This window comes from Natronococcus jeotgali DSM 18795 (assembly GCF_000337695.1).
Lineage (GTDB): Archaea > Halobacteriota > Halobacteria > Halobacteriales > Natrialbaceae > Natronococcus > Natronococcus jeotgali.
Window position 1 is genome coordinate 1 of sequence record NZ_AOIA01000162.1, and the last position, 17,590, is coordinate 17,590.

At 69.5% G+C, this 17,590-nt stretch carries 16 protein-coding genes; 6 read left to right on the forward strand and 10 right to left on the reverse strand.

What is annotated here, in order from left to right; translation table 11 throughout:
- The 6 genes from C492_RS19810 to C492_RS19835 all read left to right on the forward strand — a co-directional run.
- On the forward strand, nt 1-467 hold a 467-nt coding region (locus C492_RS19810; RefSeq protein ID WP_394295483.1), incomplete at its 5' end, for a thiolase C-terminal domain-containing protein.
- The gene (locus C492_RS19815; protein ID WP_008426927.1) at nt 464-1,870 is read left to right on the forward strand and encodes an OB-fold domain-containing protein; all 1,407 of its coding nucleotides are present in this window, start codon (nt 464-466) and stop codon (nt 1,868-1,870) included. The genes C492_RS19810 and C492_RS19815, both read left to right, overlap by 4 nt.
- A gap of 93 nt (nt 1,871-1,963) precedes the next feature.
- Nucleotides 1,964-2,341 carry a DUF7344 domain-containing protein gene (locus C492_RS19820; protein ID WP_008426928.1) on the forward strand — a complete coding sequence of 126 codons (378 nt, stop codon included), beginning with the start codon at nt 1,964-1,966 and terminating at the stop codon, nt 2,339-2,341.
- 58 nt (nt 2,342-2,399) lie between these two features.
- Complete coding sequence (locus tag C492_RS19825) at nt 2,400-3,920, forward strand: amidase (protein ID WP_008426929.1); 1,521 nt, start codon at nt 2,400-2,402, stop codon at nt 3,918-3,920.
- Nucleotides 3,921-3,997: 77 nt separating this feature from the next.
- Entirely contained in the window at nt 3,998-4,888 is an 891-nt protein-coding gene (locus tag C492_RS19830; RefSeq protein ID WP_008426930.1) for a 3-hydroxyacyl-CoA dehydrogenase family protein, read from the forward strand.
- On the forward strand, nt 4,881-5,687 hold the full coding sequence (locus tag C492_RS19835; protein WP_008426931.1) for an enoyl-CoA hydratase/isomerase family protein: 807 nt from the start codon (nt 4,881-4,883) through the stop codon (nt 5,685-5,687). Before C492_RS19830 ends, C492_RS19835 begins: the two co-directional genes overlap by 8 nt.
- A gap of 104 nt (nt 5,688-5,791) precedes the next feature.
- Here C492_RS19835 and C492_RS19840 read toward each other — a convergent pair whose 3' ends face one another.
- From C492_RS19840 to C492_RS19885, 10 genes are all read right to left on the reverse strand, one after another.
- Nucleotides 5,792-6,901, reverse strand: a complete 1,110-nt coding sequence (locus tag C492_RS19840) for an NAD(P)-dependent alcohol dehydrogenase (protein ID WP_008426932.1) — start codon at nt 6,899-6,901, stop codon at nt 5,792-5,794.
- Between the two features lie 147 nt (nt 6,902-7,048).
- The gene (gene fdhF, locus C492_RS19845; RefSeq protein WP_008426933.1) at nt 7,049-10,261 is read right to left on the reverse strand and encodes a formate dehydrogenase subunit alpha; all 3,213 of its coding nucleotides are present in this window, start codon (nt 10,259-10,261) and stop codon (nt 7,049-7,051) included.
- Entirely contained in the window at nt 10,258-11,802 is a 1,545-nt protein-coding gene (locus C492_RS19850) for an NADH-ubiquinone oxidoreductase-F iron-sulfur binding region domain-containing protein (RefSeq protein ID WP_152424962.1), read from the reverse strand. Before C492_RS19850 ends, fdhF begins: the two co-directional genes overlap by 4 nt.
- Nucleotides 11,803-11,884: 82 nt before the next feature.
- Nucleotides 11,885-12,661: an enoyl-CoA hydratase/isomerase family protein gene (locus C492_RS19855; RefSeq protein WP_008426935.1), complete on the reverse strand. Its 777-nt coding sequence runs from the start codon at nt 12,659-12,661 to the stop codon at nt 11,885-11,887.
- Nucleotides 12,662-12,692: 31 nt separating this feature from the next.
- Nucleotides 12,693-13,508, reverse strand: coding sequence for an enoyl-CoA hydratase/isomerase family protein (locus C492_RS19860; RefSeq protein WP_008426936.1), 816 nt, complete (start codon nt 13,506-13,508; stop codon nt 12,693-12,695).
- On the reverse strand, nt 13,505-14,029 hold the full coding sequence (locus C492_RS19865) for a gamma carbonic anhydrase family protein (RefSeq protein WP_008426937.1): 525 nt from the start codon (nt 14,027-14,029) through the stop codon (nt 13,505-13,507). The genes C492_RS19860 and C492_RS19865 overlap by 4 nt, the downstream gene beginning before the upstream one ends.
- 28 nt (nt 14,030-14,057) lie before the next feature.
- Nucleotides 14,058-14,819, reverse strand: a complete 762-nt coding sequence (locus C492_RS19870; RefSeq protein WP_008426938.1) for an ABC transporter ATP-binding protein — start codon at nt 14,817-14,819, stop codon at nt 14,058-14,060.
- Complete coding sequence (locus C492_RS19875; protein ID WP_008426940.1) at nt 14,803-15,603, reverse strand: ABC transporter ATP-binding protein; 801 nt, start codon at nt 15,601-15,603, stop codon at nt 14,803-14,805. Before C492_RS19875 ends, C492_RS19870 begins: the two co-directional genes overlap by 17 nt.
- Nucleotide 15,604: 1 nt before the next feature.
- Nucleotides 15,605-16,684 carry a branched-chain amino acid ABC transporter permease gene (locus C492_RS19880; RefSeq protein WP_008426941.1) on the reverse strand — a complete coding sequence of 360 codons (1,080 nt, stop codon included), beginning with the start codon at nt 16,682-16,684 and terminating at the stop codon, nt 15,605-15,607.
- Nucleotides 16,685-17,554: a branched-chain amino acid ABC transporter permease gene (locus C492_RS19885; protein WP_008426942.1), complete on the reverse strand. Its 870-nt coding sequence runs from the start codon at nt 17,552-17,554 to the stop codon at nt 16,685-16,687.
- Between the last annotated feature and the right edge of the window lie 36 nt (nt 17,555-17,590).

A 17,590-nucleotide genomic window follows, 5' to 3' on the forward strand; every position in this document is an offset into this window, starting at 1 on the left:
TCGCGCCATCAGAGATGTGTATAAGAGACAGGGTCGGCCTCTTCCAGCGCGAGTCGCTGACCTCGATCCCCGCGAGCGTCCGGGCGGGCGAGGACGCCTACGAGGAGGCCGGGATCGGCCCCGAGGAGCTCGACTTCGCCGAGGTCCACGACTGTTTCGCCATCGCCGAGCTGCTGGCCTACGAGGACCTGGGCTTCTGCGAGCGCGGCGAGGCGGGTCGACTGCTGCGGGAGGGCGTCACCGATCCCGACGGCGAGTTGCCGACCAACACCAGCGGCGGGCTCAAATCCAAGGGCCACCCGATCGGCGCGACCGGAACCGGTCAGGTCGTCGAGGCGTTCAAGCAGCTCCGCGGGGAGGCCTACGTCCAGGTCGACGATCCCCGGTACGGACTCACCCACAACGTCGGCGGCAGCGGGGGCGGGGTCACCGTTCACGTCTTCGAGCGCGAGGAGGTGGACGCATGAGGGGGATCGTCGCGGGTAGCGTCTACGTCCCCCGGTTCAGACTCGAGAGCGAGGAACTCGAGTCCGCGTGGGGAACGAACCACGCCTCGGGCGTCGGGGAGAAGGCCGTCCCCGCGGCCGACGAGGACGCGCTGACGATGGCGATCGCGGCGGCCCGGCGGGTCCTCGACGACGCCGCGCTCGACCGTGCGGACCTGGGGACCGTCGCGGTCGCGACGACGAACCCGCCACTCGAGGAGGGCGACGTCGTCCCGCAGCTGGTGCGGGCGCTGGACCTTCCCTCGGACGTCGCGAGCGCGACCGTTACCCAGCACGCCGCGGGCGGCGCGGAGGCGCTCTCGCGGGCGCTCGACGCCGACGGTCCCGCGCTGGTCGTCGCTTCGGACTGCCCCGAGGGCGACCCCGCGGACGCCGACCACGCGCTCGGCGCCGGCGCGGCGGCGTTCGTGATCGACGACGACTCCGCGGTCCCGATCCGCGACGTCACCTGGCACAACGACCACGCGCCCGGCGTCCGCTTTCGCGAGCGCGGCGAGCGCGGCGTCGAGTCCCTCGACATCACGACCTACGAGCGAACGGCGCTCCGCGAGGCCGTCACCGAGACCGCGTCGGCGCTCGCGGTCGACCTCGAGGACGTCGGCGCCGCGGCGATCCACCAGCCAGACGGCGGGCTTCCCTACCGCATCACGGGCGATATCCCCGTCTCCGGCGAGGCGGTGGCGGCCGGCACCGTCGCCGACCGCATCGGCGACGCCGGCGCGGCGACGGTGCCGATCGGGCTGCTCGCGGCCCTCGCCGAGGCCGAGGACGACGCGACGCTCGGCGTCTTCGTCGGCGGCGGCACCGCAGCCGCGCTCGCCTGCGAGGGGAGCCTCTCCGTCTCGGGTCTCGAGGACCTCGAAGGCGGCGAGCCCGTCGAGTACGCGACCTACCTCCGCGAGCGCGGCTACGTCGTCGACGGCGAGGTCGCCGGCGGCGGCGCGAACGTCAGCCTGCCGAACTGGCGGCGCTCGCTCGAGCAGCGCTACCGGCTCGTCGCCGGCGAGTGCCCGGACTGCGGCGGGGTCACGTTCCCGCCCGAGGGCGCCTGCCAGGAGTGTCACGCCCGCGTCGAGTTCGAGCCCGTCGAGGCCTCCCGGACCGGAACGACCCGTGCGGTGACGGTCATCGGCCAGGGCGGCGCGCCGCCCGAGTTCGCCGAACTGCAACAGCGCGACGGCGCCTACGCGGTCGCGATCGTCGAGCTCGAGGCCGGCGGCGGGACGGTGACGCTCCCGGCCCAGCTCACCGACGTCGATCCCGACTCCGTGGCCGTGGGCGACGAGGTCAGGGCGACGATCCGGAAGATCTACGCGCAGGAGGGCGTGCCCCGCTACGGCGTGAAGTTCGAACCGGTCGAGTAGCGTCCCGACGCGCTCGGTCCCCCTACCGGTTGCAAGAACCGACGGGACCGCTGCCTTTACCGCGGTAACGGTGTACGAGGTACGTGTAGACGCATGACAGACGACTGCGACGAGCGACGGGGCGCGCGTCCAGGGAGCCCGTACGGGGCGGAGACGCGGTCACTCGACGACCTCCTCGAGGTGCTGGCCGACCGACGCCGACGGTGTCTGCTGGCGTACCTGCTGGATCGGGACGCGGCCGCCGCGTCGTTCGAGGACGTCACCGACGGCGTCCTCGCGGAGCTGGAACGACGGGGAGACAGGCGACCGAAGCGGGAGGTGATCGCCGTGGACCTCCGCCACCGCCACCTGCCGCGACTGGCCGACGTCGGCGTCCTCGAGTACGACTCGCGGAGCCGAACGGTCCGGGTCCGCGGCCACGAGCGTCTGGAGCGACTGTACGAGCGAATCCGACCGCTCGAGGAAGAATGAGAGGCGCCGCGGTCGCGGCCTCCGGTATGCTTATCGGTATCGTGGGAGAGAATGACGTATGCGCGACCTTCGAACGCCGACCCCGGACGAACTCGAGCGATACGCCGCGGTGCACCACGTTGAACTCTCCGACGACGAGCGCGAGGACCTCGCGGCCGCCGCCGCCGGACTCCTGGACTCCTACGAGCGACTCGCGGCGCTTTCGCCGTCGGAGCCGACGACGCCTACTGACCCCGATCGGGCCGGAACCGTCCCGGACGACGACGAGAACCCGTATAACGCCTTCGTCAGGCGCTGCTCGATATCCGGCCCTGCGAACGGCGACAGCCTCCTCGAGGGGTACGACGTCGGACTGAAAGACAGCGTCTCCCTCGCCGGGATCGGGCTGACCTGTGGCTCCGCGGTGCTCTCGGAGTACGTGCCCTCGACGGACGCGACGGTCGCGACGCGGTTGCTCGAGGCGGGTGCGACGATCACCGGGAAACTCAACATGGAGGACATGGCCTTCTCGGGCAGCGGCGAGCTGTCGGCCTACGGCCCCGTCCCGAACCCGCGGGATCCCGACCACCTCGCCGGCGGCTCCTCGAGCGGGTCGGCCGCCGCGGTCGTCACCGGCGACGTCGACGTCGCGATCGGTACCGACCAGGCCGGCTCGATCCGCATTCCGGCCGCGTGGTGTGGCTGTGTCGGACACAAGCCCACCTACGGGCTCGTCCCCTACACCGGGATCGTCGGGCTCGGCCGATCGTTCGACCACGCCGGCCCTCTCGCGCGCTCGGTCGAGGACTGCGCCCGCGCGCTCGAGGCCATCGCCGGCGCGGACGGGCTGGACCCGCGCCAGGGCGCCGTCCCCACGGAGCCGTACGTCGAGGGGCTCGAGGCTGACCCAGGCGACCTCACGATCGGCGTCCTCGAGGAGGGGTTCGACCGCGAGGAGAGCGAGCCCGGTGTCGACGAGACCGTCAGCGACGCGCTCGACGAGTTCGCCGACGCGGGCGCCGAGCTGCGCGAGGTGTCGGTGCCGATGCACCGCGACGGGCTCGCGATCTGGAACGGGATCGCCATCGAGGAGACGACCGCGACGATCCGTGGCGAGGGAATCGGCTCCTTCGGGAACGGCTACTACGACGCCGAGCTGATGGCGGCGTTCGGTCGGGCGCGCCGGGAGCGGGCCGACGAGTTCCCGCCGACGGTCAAGCTCGTGGTCGCGCTCGGGGAGTACCTCGCCGAGGAGTATCACGGTCGCTTCTACGCCAGGGCCCGGAACCTCGCGCTGGACCTCGCGGCCGCCTACGACGAGGCCCTCGCCGACGTCGACGTCCTCGCGATGCCGACGACGCCCCAGACGGCCCACGAACGCCTCGAAGACCCCTCGCGGCTCCAGGTCCTCGAGCGAGCGGTGAACATGCTCGAGAACACCGCCCCGTTCGACGCCACCGGCCATCCTGCACTCTCCGTGCCCGCGGGCTCGAGCGACGGGCTCCCGGTAGGACTGATGCTCGTCGGCGAGGCGTTCGAGGACGCGACGGTGTTGCGGGCGGGCCGCGCGTTCGAGCGACGCGTCGACCCGACCGTCTGATCGTCCCCGCCGGCCGTTCCGAACGGACGGGAGGTGGGATGGGAACACTTTTCATCGTCTCGCGAGTGGATTTGCATATGCACGTCACGGTACTCGGAGCCGGGAGCATGGGACACGGAATCGCGCAGGTGTCCGCGATGGCGGGCCACGACGTCGTCCTGCGCGACATCGAGGAGGAGTTCGTCGAGGACGGCCTCGAGGGGATCCGCGAGAACCTCCAGGGCGGAGTCGACCGGGACAAGGTCACCGAGGCGGAGATGGAGGAGGCCCTCGAGCGGATCGAGGGGATGACCGACCTCGCAGACGCCGTCGCCGACGCCGATCTGGTGGTCGAGGCGGTTCCCGAGGACATGGAGCTGAAGAAGGACGTCTTCGCCGACGTCGAGGACGCAGCCGACGAGGAGACGATCATCGCCTCGAACACGTCCTCGCTGTCGGTGACCGAGATGGCAAGCGCGCTCGAGCGACCCAAGCGCGCCGTCGGGCTGCACTTCTTCAACCCGCCTCACATCATGGACTTAGTCGAGATCGTGATCGCCGAGCAGACCGACGCCCGGACCGAGGAGGCGGCGATCGAGTACGTCCGCGGGCTCGAGAAGGAAGACGTCGTCGTCCGGGATACGGCCGGCTTCGCTAGCTCGCGGCTCGGCGTCGCGACCGGACTCGAGGCGATCCGGATGGTCGAGGAGGGCGTCGCCAGCCCGGCCGATATCGACGAGGCGATGAAGATCGGCTACGGCTACCCGATGGGGCCCCTCGAGCTGACCGACCTCGTCGGGCTCGACGTCCGGCTGCACATCGCCGAACACCTCCGCGAGGAGTTAGGCGAGCGGTTCAAGCCCCCGCAGACGCTGCGCCGGAAGGTCCGGGCGGGCAAGCTCGGCAAGAAGTCCGGCGAGGGCTTTTACGTCTGGGAGGACGGCGAGCGCGTCGGCACGAGCGGCGACCGGGGTGAGGACGATGACTGAGCTCGAAGACGAGTACGAGCTGCTGTCGGTCGAGGTCGGCGAGCGCGCCGATCGGGTCGCGACCGTCGCGATCGAGCGCCCCGACGCCCGCAACGCGCTCAACGGCCAGGTCCGCACGGAGCTCAAAGAGGCCGTCGCCGCGGCCGACGCCGACGACGAGGTTCGCGTCCTCGTGCTCACCGGGGGCGACGGGTCGGGCGCGTTCGTCGCCGGCGCCGACGTCACCGAGTTCGCCGACCGCGGCGTCGTCGAGCAGCGCGAGGCCAGCGAGCGACCCCGCGTCTACGAGACCGTCGACGACGCCTCGATCCCCGTGATCGCCCGCGTCAACGGCCACGCGCTGGGCGGTGGCTGCGAGCTCGCACAGGCCTGCGACGTCCGGATCGCGCAGGCGGGCGCGAAGCTCGGCCAGCCCGAGATCAACCTCGGGATCATGCCCGGCGGCGGCGGCACCCAGCGGCTCACCCGCCTGGTCGGCGAGGGCCAGGCGATGAAGCTCGTGCTCTCGGGCGAGCTGATCGACGCCGCCGAAGCGAAGGAGATCGGCCTGATCGACGAGGTCCACGACGCCGAGGCCCTCGACGACCGCGTCTACGAACTCGCCGGGACGATGGCATCGAAGAGTCCGATCGCCCTGGAGTTCGCCAAAAAAGCGATCAAGGCCAGCTCCCGGACGGGCCTCGAGGAGGGACTCGACTACGAGGCCGAGCTGTTCGTCCAGCTCTTTGCCACCGAGGACAAAGACGAGGGGATCGAGGCGTTCCTCGAGGGACGCGACCCCGAGTTCACCGGCGAGTAACCGCATCGGCGTCCGTGGCTCTCCTTCGAACTGCGCGTTTGCGAACCACGTGGGAAGACGAGGTCTCGACGAACGCGTCCTCGAGAACGCTTGTCGGCGCCGCGTCAGGCGTCGCCGACGCGGAGAACCGGCTTGATCGTGTCGCCGCTCTCCGAGTCCGCGACCGCCTGTTCGATCTCCTCGAAGTCGTAGTACGTGATGAGTTCGTCGAACGGGAACTTCCCGTCCCGATATAGATCGACCAGATCCGGGATGAACTGCTGCGGGTCGGCGTCGCCCTCGACGATCCCGGTGATGCTCCGCCCGTTCAGGATGAGGTCGTTGACGTCGTAGCTGGCCCGCGTGCCAAGCGCCGGGGCGCCGACGATCCCGAGGGTTCCCCGCTGGGTGAGGACGTCGGTCGCCTGCTCGGCGACATCCGGGACCCCGGTCGTCTCCAGCGCGTAGTCGACGCCCCCGGTTAGCTCCCGAACTGCGTCGACGACGCCGTCGGCGTCGTCGGGGTTTACCGTCTCGGTGGCGCCGAACTCGCGGGCCGATTCCAGTCGCCCATCCACTAGATCGACAGAAACGATCTCCGTGCAGCCCGTTAGCTCGGCCGCCATGACGGCGGAGAGGCCGACCGATCCCGCGCCGAAGATCGCGATCGACGATCCCGGATCCGGCGACAGGGAGTTGATGACGCCGCCCGCACCCGTCTGGATCCCGCACCCCAGCGGCCCGAGCGCTTCCAGCGGAACGTCCTTCTCGACGGGGACGACGTTTCGCTCGGTTGCGACCGCGTGGGTGGCGAACGACGACTGGCCGAAAAAGTGGCCGCTGATCCCGTCGCCGTCCTGCGAGATCGGCGAGCTTCCGTCCTCGGGTCGGGCGCCGCCGAAGTTGTGCGCGAAAAAGTCCGCGCAGAACGCGGGATGGCCGTCCCGGCAGCTCGGACACGTCCCGTCGTAGTCGAAGCTCATAACCACGTGGTCGCCGGGTTCGACGGTCGTCACGTTCGACCCGACCTCCTCGACGACCCCTGACCCCTCGTGGCCCAGCACCGCGGGCAACGGCGTCGGATACAGCTGGTCGCGAACGATCAGGTCGGTGTGACAGACGCCGGCCCCGACGACGCGAACGAGCACCTCGTCCGATCGCGGTTCCTCGAGCGTTACCTCCTCGATCTCGAACGATCCTTCCTCCTCGCGTACGACCGCCGCGCGAACGTTCATGGGTACGACCGACACTCCACGCGGTGGGGCTTATTCGTTTTGGCACGCTATCCCACAGCTTGGGTCGTCGATCGTCGCGGGCGACGATCCGGTACGCCCGGTCGAGTCGAATCGGACTTCGGACCGAGACGGGACCTCGACGGCGCGTCAGTCGTCCGCGGGGGCTGCCGTCCCGCCTGCGGCCTCGAGCCGGACGCTCGAGACCTTGAACTCCGGAATCCCGCTAATCGGGTCGAACGTCTCCTGGGTGAGTTCGTTGACCGCGCCGTCGGCGAAGTGCATCGGCATGAAGACGACGCCCCGGTCGGGACGGTCGGTCACCTGCGCGGTCACCTCGATCGAGCCGCGCCGGGACTCGAGGCGGACGTCCTCGCCGTCGGCGACGCCGAGCTGGGCGGCCGTCTCGGGGTGGACCTCGACGAAGCTCTCGCCGACGTGGGACATGATCCCCTCGACGCGGCGGGTGAGCGTCCCCGTGTGGAAGTGATAGAGGACGCGCCCGGTCGTCAGCGTCAGCGGGTACTCCTCGTCAGGGAGCTCGCCGGGCTCTCCCAGGTCGGCGGGGACGAACCGGGCCTTCCCGTCCTCGAAGTTGAATTCCTCGTCGTAGAGGTACGGCGTGCCGGGATCGGACTCGTCCCGACAGGGCCACTGCAGTCCGCCCTCGCGCTCGAGGCGCTCGTGGCTGATCCCGCCGTATATCGGTGCGAGATCACTGATCTCGTCCATGACCTCTGCAGGCGAAGCGTAGCTCCAGTCGTAGCCCAACCGGTTCGCGATCGTCTGCAGAATCTGCCAGTCCTGGCGGGCCTCCCCGGGCGGGGACAGCGCCTGGCGGACCAGCTGGACCCGGCGTTCGGTGTTGGTGAACGTGCCGTCCTTCTCGGCGAAGCTTGCTGCCGGTAGGACGACGTCGGCGTGTTCGGCGGTCTCGGTCAGGAAGATGTCCTGGACGGCGAGGAAGTCCAGTTCCTCGAGGGCGGCCTCGGCGTGGTCGATGTCGGGTTCGGAAAGCGCGGGGTTCTCGCCCATCACGTACATCCCGCGGACGGCGCCCGCGTGGGCTTCCTCGAAGACCTCGGGAACGGTCAACCCGGGCTCGCTCGGGGGTCGCTCGCCCCAGGCGTCCTCGAAGACCTCGAGGACGTCGGGGTCGTCGACGGGCTGGTAGCCCGGCAGGCTGTTGGGCAGCGTACCCATGTCGCCACCGCCGCCCTGGACGTTGTTGTGACCGCGGAACGGCGAGAGCCCCGCGTTCGGCTTGCCGACGTGGCCCGTGACGAGCGCGAGGTTCGCCAGCGCCAGCACGTTCTGGGTGCCGTGGGAGTGTTGGGTCATCCCCATCGCCCAGCCGAACACGCAGCTGTCGGCGGTCGCGATCGTCTCGGCCGCGTTCGCGAGTTCGTCGGGCGCGACGCCACAGAGGCGCTCGACCTCCGCGGGCGTGAACGGCTCGACCTTCTCGCGGAGTTCCTCGAGGTTCGTCGTTCGTTCGGCGACGAATTCCTCGTCGTGGAGGTCGTGCTCGAGGACGTACCGGGTCAACCCGTTGATCCAGGCGACGTCGTAGCCGGGTTCGACCCGGGTGTACTGGTCGGCGTGCTCGGCGATGCCGACCCGTCGCGGATCGAAGACGAACAGGTCCGCGCCGTCGCGGACGTTCTGCTTGATACGGGTAGCCAGCACGGGGTGGCTCTCGGTCGTGTTCGAACCGGTGATCAGGTAGCAGTCGGCGTTGGCGACGTCCTCGATGCGGTTCGTCATCGCGCCGTAGCCCACCGTCTGTTTCAGCGCCGCGACCGTCGAGGAGTGACAGAGCCGCGCGCAGTTGTCGACGTTTTTCGTCCCCAGAACCTGGCGGGCGAACTTCTGTAGCAGGTAGTTCTCCTCGTTGGTACACTTCGAGGAGGCAAAGCAAGCCAGCGCGTCCGGCCCGTGCTCCTCGTGGATCCCGGAGAGTCCGTCGACGACCCGCTCGAGGGCCTCCTCCCAGCCGGCCTCGCGGAGCTCGCCGCTCTCCCGGTCTCGCACCAGGGGTTGCTCGAGGCGGTCCTCGCTGTCGACGAAGTCGTAGCCGAACTTCCCCTTGACACAGGTCGAGAACCCGTCGTTGGCGGGGGCGTGGTCGGCGTCGGTCGGTCGGACCCCCAGTACCTCCTCGTCGTCGGTGTAGACGTCGAACCGGCAGCCGACGCTGCAGTAGCCACAGGTCGTCTCGGTGACGTCGAGATCGTCGAGCCGACGGTCGGCGACGAACTCGGCGATGTCGAACATCTGCCCCTCCGAGAGGACGCTCGCGGCGACGCTCTCGCCGGCGTGTTCGGCCTCGAGGAGCGCGCGCTCGCCGGCGTTCCGAACGGTCTCGGTCGCCCGTCGCTTCGCCCGCTCCATGACGCCCGCGACGCCCGACAGTTCGGCGTCGTCCTCGGGCTCGGCGGAACCGCCCGCGCCGTGGGCCTCGCTCGAGTCCTCGGATTCGACGGTCTTTCCGATGGAGTTCTTCTGGTTGAAGCCGGGAACGGGCAGCGTGGCGCTGTCGGCGAGGCCCGTCTCCGTGATCGACCCCGTCGGACAGACCGTCGCGCAGTGGCCACAGGAGACGCAGGCCGAGTCGACCATCGCCTCGGCGTCGTCCTGGAAGCCGATCCGGGTGTCCTCGCCGGTGCCCTCGATCCGGAGCACGCCCTCGACCTGGACGTCGTTGCAGGCCTCGACGCAGCGATTACAGAGGATGCACTTGTTCCGGTCGATCCGGATGAACGGCGAGGTGTCGTCGAGGGGTTCGTACTCCTCGCGGTCGTCGAAGACGCCGTAGCGCGGCTCCTCGACCTCGTTCTCGATCGCGGTGTCCTGCAGCTCGCAGCGCCCGTTCTGGCCGCAGGTCGTACACCGGAGGTTGTGGTTCGAGAGCACCAGATCGAGGTTGACGTCCCGGGCCTCCGCGGCTTCCTCCTCGTCGGTGCGGACCTCGAGACCCTCCTCGGCGGGGTGGCTACACGCGGGCACGATCCCGTGCTCGTCGGTGTCGACGACGCAGGTCCGACAGGTGCTCCGGGGGCCGATCTCCTCGCTGCCCTCGTAGTGACACAGCGCGGGCACGTCGGCGTCGGCTCCGGCGGCCTCGAGGGCGTCGAGGATCGTCGCGCCGTCGTCGACGGTGACCGTTCGCCCGTCGACGGCGAGCGTGGTTCGGCCGTCGGCGCCCGCGGGGTCGGGATCGTTCGCCGTCCCCGTCGTGAAGTTCTCGGTCATCGGGGTGCTCGGCTGCGGATCGTCGACGTCCGGCACGCTCGGCAGCGGTTGCTCGTCCGATACTTCGGTTCGGTCGCGGTGGCTCTGGCGGTGATCCTGTAAGCTCATGCGTTCCCTCCGTCACACTCCCCGGCGGGACAGCGTCCGTTCGCGTGGGCGACGAACTCGGTCTCGAACGCCTCGAGCGCCGTCGTCGTCGGGCGGGCGGCGTCCCGACCGAACCCGCAGAGGCTCGACCGTTCCATCACGCGGGCCAGCTCTCGAGCCTCGTCGATCGCCTCCTCGCGCTCGTAGGTCGACCGGAGCAGGTCGGCCAGCTGGGTCGCCCCTTCGCGGCAGGGAACGCAGCGACCGCAGTTCGTCTCGCGGGCGAACGCTGCGCGCCGTCCCGCGAGCGCGACGGGACAGCGATCCTTGCCGAACAGTTCGATCGCGCCGTTCGTGCCCAGTCCCGCAGCCGCGAGGGCGGTCGCGTTCGCGGAGACGTCGAGCGTCTCGGTCAGCCCACCGAAGACCCCGCCGACACACGCCAGCGCGGCCTCGTCGACTCCCAGCGGTTTGATCGCGGTCGCGAGGGTCTCGTCGGTCGGCACCTCGACGACCGTCGACGGCCCGAGGTCGCCGCCGACCTCGAACAGCCGCGTTCCGGGGTCGGCGTCGTCGCCGACTCGACCGTCCTCGAGCGCGAGCGCCCGGAGCTGCGCGAGCGTCCGCGGCGTGTGGATCACGGTCGGCCGGCCGTACAGCCCGTACTCGGACGGTCCCGGCGGGGTGCGCCGCGCCTCGATTCGATCCGCGCCCTCGAGGGCCTCGAGGGCCATCGTCGGCTCGCCGGCCGCGTACTCGTCGGGGCCGGCGACGACGTCGATCGAGACGTCGCCGTCGCCGGCCCCCTCGAGACGCGCGGCCGCTTCGGCCGCGGTTCGGTGGACGCACTCGTCGTCCTCGTTGCAGTAGACGACGACGTCCGCGGCGCCGACGCGGTCGGCGACCGCGACCGCGGGATCGAGGACGGCCAGCGGATCCGCGGCGAGCAACAGCGAATCGACGGTCACGCGCGGGTCCGCCTCGTTGGCGTTGACGACGACGACGGCCTCGCCGTCGGTGCTCGCCGCCGTTTCCCAGTACTCGCCGACCGGTTCGTCCGTCGCGATATCGCCTCGGCCGCGTCCGCGGAGGCCCGCGTCCGCGGCCCGCTCGACTCTCTCGCCGGATTCGTCGGCGAGGACCGGCCCCCTGGCGGTATAGTCGGCGACCGAGGTCGGTCGGGTCCAGCCGCAGGCGCCCACCACCCGCCCCCGACCGATGGCGAACGGGGCGTCCTCGTCCCCCGGAAGCGTCGTCGTTCCGGAATCGTGTTCGACGACGGCCGTCGCGCCGTCGGTCAGTAGCTCGTCCCGCGCTAGCGACTCGGCGAGCGCCTCGACACGCGCCCGGTCGGGATCGGCGAAAAACGCCGTTCGACCCCCGATCGTCGCCGCGACGCAGGGATCGAGCGCGGCGACCCCAGTGGGGCCAACCTCGACGATCGACGGCGACTCGGTACCGCTCTCACTGGCGTTCGCACGCAGGGCGTCCGTCTCGATCGATCGCGCCCCGATCGGGACGCGAAGGACTGCCTGGGCGTCGAACGAACTCTTCCGATCCATCGACTGCATCTCTCGAGCGGTCCGGTGTAAGTGTTGTTTTCCGTGACGAAGTCGCGCGGTCGTAGCTGGGCGCCCGGTCCGGCTACTCGCCGGTGAACTCGGGATTGCGGTCCTCGCGGAACGCCTCGAGCCCTTCGCGGTGGTCAGCGGTCTCGACGAGCGTGCTCTGGGCGAGCGACTCGAGGACACCCGCCGTCTGCGTGTCGGTGTCGCGGGCGGCGTTGACGACGCGTTTCGCCAGGCCGAGCGCCTGCGGGGGCTGCTCGAGCAGCGACTCCGCGTAGGACCGCGCAGCGGCGTCGGGGTCGTCCTCGACGCGCTCGACGAGGCCGATCTCGCGGGCGCGCTCGCCGTCGATCAGCTCGCCGCTGAAGATCAGATCCTTGGCAGTCCCCGGACCGACGAGCTGGACGAAGCGGGAGCAGCCGCCGAGCCCGGGGATGAGGCCGATGTTGTGCTCGGGAAAGCCGAGCGTCGCATCGGGCCCGGCGATTCGAACGTCGCAAGCGAGCGCGAGCTCGAGCCCGCCGCCGACGCAGGTGCCCTCGATCGCGGCGATGACGGGTTTCTCCATCGTCTCGAGGCCGTCGAACGCCCGGCCGAGGATCCGGGAGTTCGAACGGAACTCGGCGGTGGTCCAGTCCTGTGCCGTCTCGAAGAGGCCGACGTCGGCGCCGACCGAGAAGACGTCGGCGTTCCCGGCGAACACGCCGACCCGAACCCGATCCTCCCGGAGCACGTCGACCGCCTCGGCGAGTTCGTGGCGCATCTCCTGGTCGATCGCGTTGACGGGGTCGTTGTCGATCCGGACCGTCGCGATGCCGTCGTCGACGGTAACGTCGAGCGTGTCGAACGTCATGCGTCGGTAGACGGATGGAACCGTCTTGATTCTACTGACTCGCCCACTCGGGTTCGCGGTCCGCGAAGAACGCCGACAGTCCCTCGTCGAAGAGGTTCGAGTCGCTCATCCGCTTGATCGCGGTTCGCTCGTGCTCGAGGTGCTCGTCGAGCCGCCCGGCAAACACCGAGTCGACGAGCTCCTTGGTCCGGGCGTGGGTCTCCGTCGGTCCCTCTGCGTAGGTCCTCGCGTCGGCCGTCACCTCGTCGACGAACGCCGCTTTCTCCGTCTCGTATCGTTCGTTGGCGAGGCCGAGTTCGACCGCCTCGGCCGCGGTGATCGGCTGCGGGTCGAACAGGAGTTCGCGAGCCTTGTACGGCCCGACCGTCTTCACGAGGAAAAACGGCGTCGCGTTGTCCGGGGTCAGCCCGATCCGCGCGTAGGCGGTGTCGAAGACGGCGTCCTCGTGCAGGTAGATCAGGTCACACGCCAGCGCGAACCCGAGCCCGCCCCCCGCCGCGACGTCGGTCACCGCCGCGATCACCGGGGCGGGGAAGGTTCGAACGGTGCGGATGAACCGGTTCGACGCCGCCGCGATCGCGTCGATCTTCGCGGGGCGCATCTCCTGGGGTCGCTGCTCGATCGCGCGCAGGTCCGCGCCGACGGAGAACACCGGCTCGCCGTAGACGACCAGACAGTCGACGTCGCCCGCCAGCGCCTCGACGGCCGTCGCCATCGCTTCGACCTTCGACGGACGAAACGTGTTCAGCGGCGAGTCCCCGTTCTCCATGACGAGGCGGGCCATCTCCCGATCCTCGAGGTGCTCGATCCGAACCTCCTCGTGTACGCGTTCGGTGTTCGCTATCATCCCTGATTGCCCTCGCGTTCGTCGCCACGGACCGCACCGTCATTACGATATCGCTCGGCGAGGGCCAGATACTCCTCGCAGTACCACCGGATCTGCTCGCGGTGGTCCTCGGAGAGCGGCCGGATCTCCGCCGGCGCGCCGTAGGCCATGTGACCGCTTGGCACCTCCTGCTCCTCACGGAGCAACGTCCCGGCGGCGACGATGCAGTCGTCCCCTACCGTCGCGCCGGGAAGGAGCGTGCTCGAGATCCCCACGAGGACGTCGTCGCCGACGGTCGCCCGGTCGACGACGTTGTGGCCGATCGTGACTCCGGAGCCGATCGTCGCCTCGTGGAGCATCGTGAAGTCCTGCACGTTCGAGTCCGCGCCGACCGAGATCGGGCCGTAGTCCCCGCGGAGACAGGTGAACGGCCAGACGCTCGCGTTCTCCGCTACGGTGACGTCTCCGATCAGGTAGGCCATCTCCGAGACGAACGCCGAGTCGGCGATCGACGGCGTCGTGCCTTCGAATGCGCGTTGCATACTCCGACTGTGTCGGGCGGGCAAGTTATTACTTGACCCCCAGGTACCCCTCCATCGCCTCCCGGTCCGCGAGCAGCTCCGCGGCCGGCGAGTCGTGGACGATCCGCCCGTTCTCGAGCACGTAGGCGTGATCGGCGAGCTCGAGGGCCATCTCGGCGTTCTGTTCGACCAGCAGGATCGTCACCCCTTCCTCCTCGTTGAGCTCGCGGACGATGTCGGCGACGTCGTCGACGATCTGGGGGGCCAGGCCCTCGCTGGGCTCGTCGAGCAGGAGGACGTCGGTCTCGGGGCCGAGCAGCGCGCGGGCGATCGCCAGCATCTGCTGTTCGCCCCCGCTCATCGTCCCGGCCTTCTGGCTGCGGCGCTCGTCGAGGCGGGGGAACCGCTCGTAGACGTCCTCGAACCCGTCGGACTGGTCGCCCTCGCCGGTGCTGGCGGCCAGCCGGAGGTTCTCCTCGACGGTCAGCCCGCCGAACACCCGGCGCTCCTCGGGCACCCAGGAGATCCCGCGCTTGCGGATCTCGTAGGGCTCGAGCCCGTCGATCGGCTCGCCGTCCTTCGCGATCGTCCCCTCGGCCGGCGGGGTGAGTCCCAGGACGCTTCGCAGCGTCGTGGTCTTGCCCGCGCCGTTCCGGCCGACCAGGGCGACGATCTCGCCGCGATCGATCGACAGCGAGAGGTCGAACAGGATGTGGCTCTGCCCGTAGTAGGTGTGTATCGAGTCGACGGCGAGCAGCTCCTCGGCCGTCGACGCTCGGTCGGCGGCCGGCGTTTCACTCACGGCCGCCACCTCCGAGGTACGCCCGCTGGACGCGCTCGTCGGCCTGGATCTCCGCCGGAGCGCCCCACGAGAGCAGTTCGCCCTCGTTGAGTACGGCGATCTGGTCGGAGAGTTCCATCACGATGTCGGTGTCGTGTTCGATGAGCACGAGCGTGACGTCGTCGGCGATCGCCCTGACGAGGTCGACCACCTCGTGGGTCTCCTCCGGGCTCATCCCGGCCGTCGGCTCGTCCATCAACAGCAGCTCCGGACGGGCCGCGAGCGCGATCCCGATCTCGAGGTGGCGACGCTGCCCGTACGAGAGGTTCGCCGCCGTCGTGCGGGCGGCGTCCTCGAGGTGAACGCGCTCGAGGATCTCGTAGGCGTCCGCGATCGGCTCCTCGAGCGAGGCGTGGTGTCTGGCGAAGTCGCCCGGTCCGAACCCGCTGTAGTGAGCCTGGGTCGCGATCCGAACGTTCTCGAGGGCGGTGAGCTCCCCGAAGAAGTTCGTGATCTGGAACGACCGGACGACGCCCCTGTCGACGATCTCGTGTGGGGCGAGCCCGCCGATGGACTCGCCGCGGAACTCGATTCGCCCTCCGGTCGGCTCGTGTTTCCCGGTGAAGAGGTTGAACAGCGTCGTCTTCCCGGCGCCGTTCGGGCCGATGATCGAGGTGATCTCGTCGGCGGGGATCTCGATCGAGACGTCGTCGATCGCGGTCAGCGTGCCGAACTTCTTCGTGACCCCCTCCGTCCGGAGGATCGGGTCGGTTTCCGATACGTCGCTCGCGGTCGCGGTAACGGTTTCGTTCATGTTATCGCCTCACCTTGTCGATGTAGTTGCGGATCGCGCGTTTCGCGTTCGTCGCGACGTTCGTCGGGTCGTCTCGAACGGAGATGATCGCCCCGGCCAGCCCCCGGGGCGCGAAGATCACCACGACGACGAAGATGCCGCCGAGGACGATCTCCCAGCTGGCGAACCCGGCGAGTTGTTCCTCGAGGAAGACGACGAGGGCGGCGCCGAGCATCGGTCCCCAGAGGGTGCCGAGCCCGCCGAGCAACAGCATGACGACCAGTTCGCCGCTGATCATCCAGTGGAGCAACCCGGGGTGGGAGACGCTCTGGAAGGGAACGTACAGGCCGCCGGCCAGGCCGGCGAAGGCGCCGCTGAGCGCGAACCCGAGCACCTTGTACCGGCGGACGTCGTAGCCGAGGAACTGCACCCGCTCCTCGTTCTCGCGGATCCCCTGCAAGACGCGTCCGAACGGGGAGTTCGAGAGCCGCAGCAGCGCCACGAACGAGAGCGCGACGGCCGCCAGCGTCAGGTAGAAGTACACGAGCGTCGGCGTGAAGTCGACGCCGAACAGCGCGTACCGCTGGATCCCGTACAGGCCGTTGTCGCCCCCGGTGAACGACTCCACGCCGAGGATCGTCGCCGGCAGGTCGGTAAACGCCATCACGTAGAACAGCTGGGCGAACGCCAGCGTCAACATCGCAAAGTAGATCCCGCGAGCGCGGACGCTGAACCAGCCGATGATCCCTGCCACGACCGCGCCGACGACCATCGCGGCCGGAAGCACGACCAGCGCGTTCGCCGTCACCTCGCTGATCAGCATCGCCGCGGCGTACCCGCCGGCGCCGAACATGGCGGCATGGCCGAACGAGAGCAGGCCGGCGTACCCGAAGACGAAATCGAGGCTCAGCGCCAGCAGCGCGAAGATCATCATCCGCACGAGCATATTGAGCCAGAACGGCTCGTAGGCGTCCGCGATCGGCGCGAACAGCGCGAGCGCGCCGACCGCGACGAGCACCGCGAGTCGACCCCGGCTCGAGAGCAACTGATCGCCCGTTTGCGACGACTGGCTTCGACCGAAGAGTTCGACGACTGACTTCATCTACGCCGCCTCCGTTGCGCCGAACAGTCCGCTCGGCTTTGCCATGAGGACGATCGCCATCATCGCGAACAGGAACAGGTCCGTCAGCGTCGGGGCGATCAACGCCCCGTAGGCGGTCACCAGCCCGATCAACAGCGCCGCGTACACGGCGCCGCGGAAACTACCCAGGCCGCCGATGACGACGACGATGAACGTCTCGATGATGATCCCGAATCCCATCCCGGGGTGGACCGACCGGGAGCCGCCGAGCAACACCCCGGCGACGCCGGCCAGTACGGCGCCGAAGACGAACACGCCCGTGAACACCTTCGAGACGTCGATGCCGAGCGCGCTGACCATCTCCGTGTCGTGGGCGCTGGCCCGCATCAGGATGCCGAGGTCGCTTCGTTCGATGGCCAGCCAGACGACCGCGATCAACAGCGTGCTCACCGCCAGCACGAACAGCCAGTAGACCGGGTAGTTGACTGGGCCGACCGAAACCGACCCCGAGAGGAGGTCGGGAACCGGGATCTGCATCGACTGGGCGCCCCAGATCTCGATGATGGCCCCCTGGATCATGATCGCGACGCCGAAGGTCAGTAGGATGTGATACAGCGGGTTCCGGTCGTACAGCGGGCGCAGCGAGAAGATTTCGATCGCCGCGCCGACGAGCCCGACCATCAGCGGCGCGAGCACCAGCGCGAGCCAGAAGCTCCCGAGCTGGCCCGCGACTACCGTCCCGAAGTACGCCCCGAGCATGTACAACGCGCCGTGGGCGAAGTTGATGACGTCGAGCATCCCGAAGATGAGCGTCAGGCCGGCGGCGATGAGCGCCAGCGTCATTCCCAGCTGGAGTCCCAGCAGCGTCGCGCGGAGGACCGACTCAATCACGGCGAACGCACCTCCGGGCCGAGCGACCGGCAGCCG

What these genes read in the sequence shown, in the direction of transcription:
- C492_RS19815 (WP_008426927.1), top strand. Translation starts at nt 464, where the DNA reads ATGAGGGGGATCGTCGCGGGTAGCGTCTACGTCCCCCGGTTCAGACTC.
- C492_RS19820 (WP_008426928.1), top strand. Translation starts at nt 1,964, where the DNA reads ATGACAGACGACTGCGACGAGCGACGGGGCGCGCGTCCAGGGAGCCCG.
- C492_RS19825 (WP_008426929.1), top strand. Translation starts at nt 2,400, where the DNA reads ATGCGCGACCTTCGAACGCCGACCCCGGACGAACTCGAGCGATACGCC.
- C492_RS19830 (WP_008426930.1), top strand. Translation starts at nt 3,998, where the DNA reads ATGCACGTCACGGTACTCGGAGCCGGGAGCATGGGACACGGAATCGCG.
- C492_RS19835 (WP_008426931.1), top strand. Translation starts at nt 4,881, where the DNA reads ATGACTGAGCTCGAAGACGAGTACGAGCTGCTGTCGGTCGAGGTCGGC.
- C492_RS19840 (WP_008426932.1), bottom strand. Translation starts at nt 6,901, where the DNA reads ATGAACGTTCGCGCGGCGGTCGTACGCGAGGAGGAAGGATCGTTCGAG.
- fdhF (WP_008426933.1), bottom strand. Translation starts at nt 10,261, where the DNA reads ATGAGCTTACAGGATCACCGCCAGAGCCACCGCGACCGAACCGAAGTA.
- C492_RS19850 (WP_152424962.1), bottom strand. Translation starts at nt 11,802, where the DNA reads ATGGATCGGAAGAGTTCGTTCGACGCCCAGGCAGTCCTTCGCGTCCCG.
- C492_RS19855 (WP_008426935.1), bottom strand. Translation starts at nt 12,661, where the DNA reads ATGACGTTCGACACGCTCGACGTTACCGTCGACGACGGCATCGCGACG.
- C492_RS19860 (WP_008426936.1), bottom strand. Translation starts at nt 13,508, where the DNA reads ATGATAGCGAACACCGAACGCGTACACGAGGAGGTTCGGATCGAGCAC.
- C492_RS19865 (WP_008426937.1), bottom strand. Translation starts at nt 14,029, where the DNA reads ATGCAACGCGCATTCGAAGGCACGACGCCGTCGATCGCCGACTCGGCG.
- C492_RS19875 (WP_008426940.1), bottom strand. Translation starts at nt 15,603, where the DNA reads ATGAACGAAACCGTTACCGCGACCGCGAGCGACGTATCGGAAACCGAC.
- C492_RS19880 (WP_008426941.1), bottom strand. Translation starts at nt 16,684, where the DNA reads ATGAAGTCAGTCGTCGAACTCTTCGGTCGAAGCCAGTCGTCGCAAACG.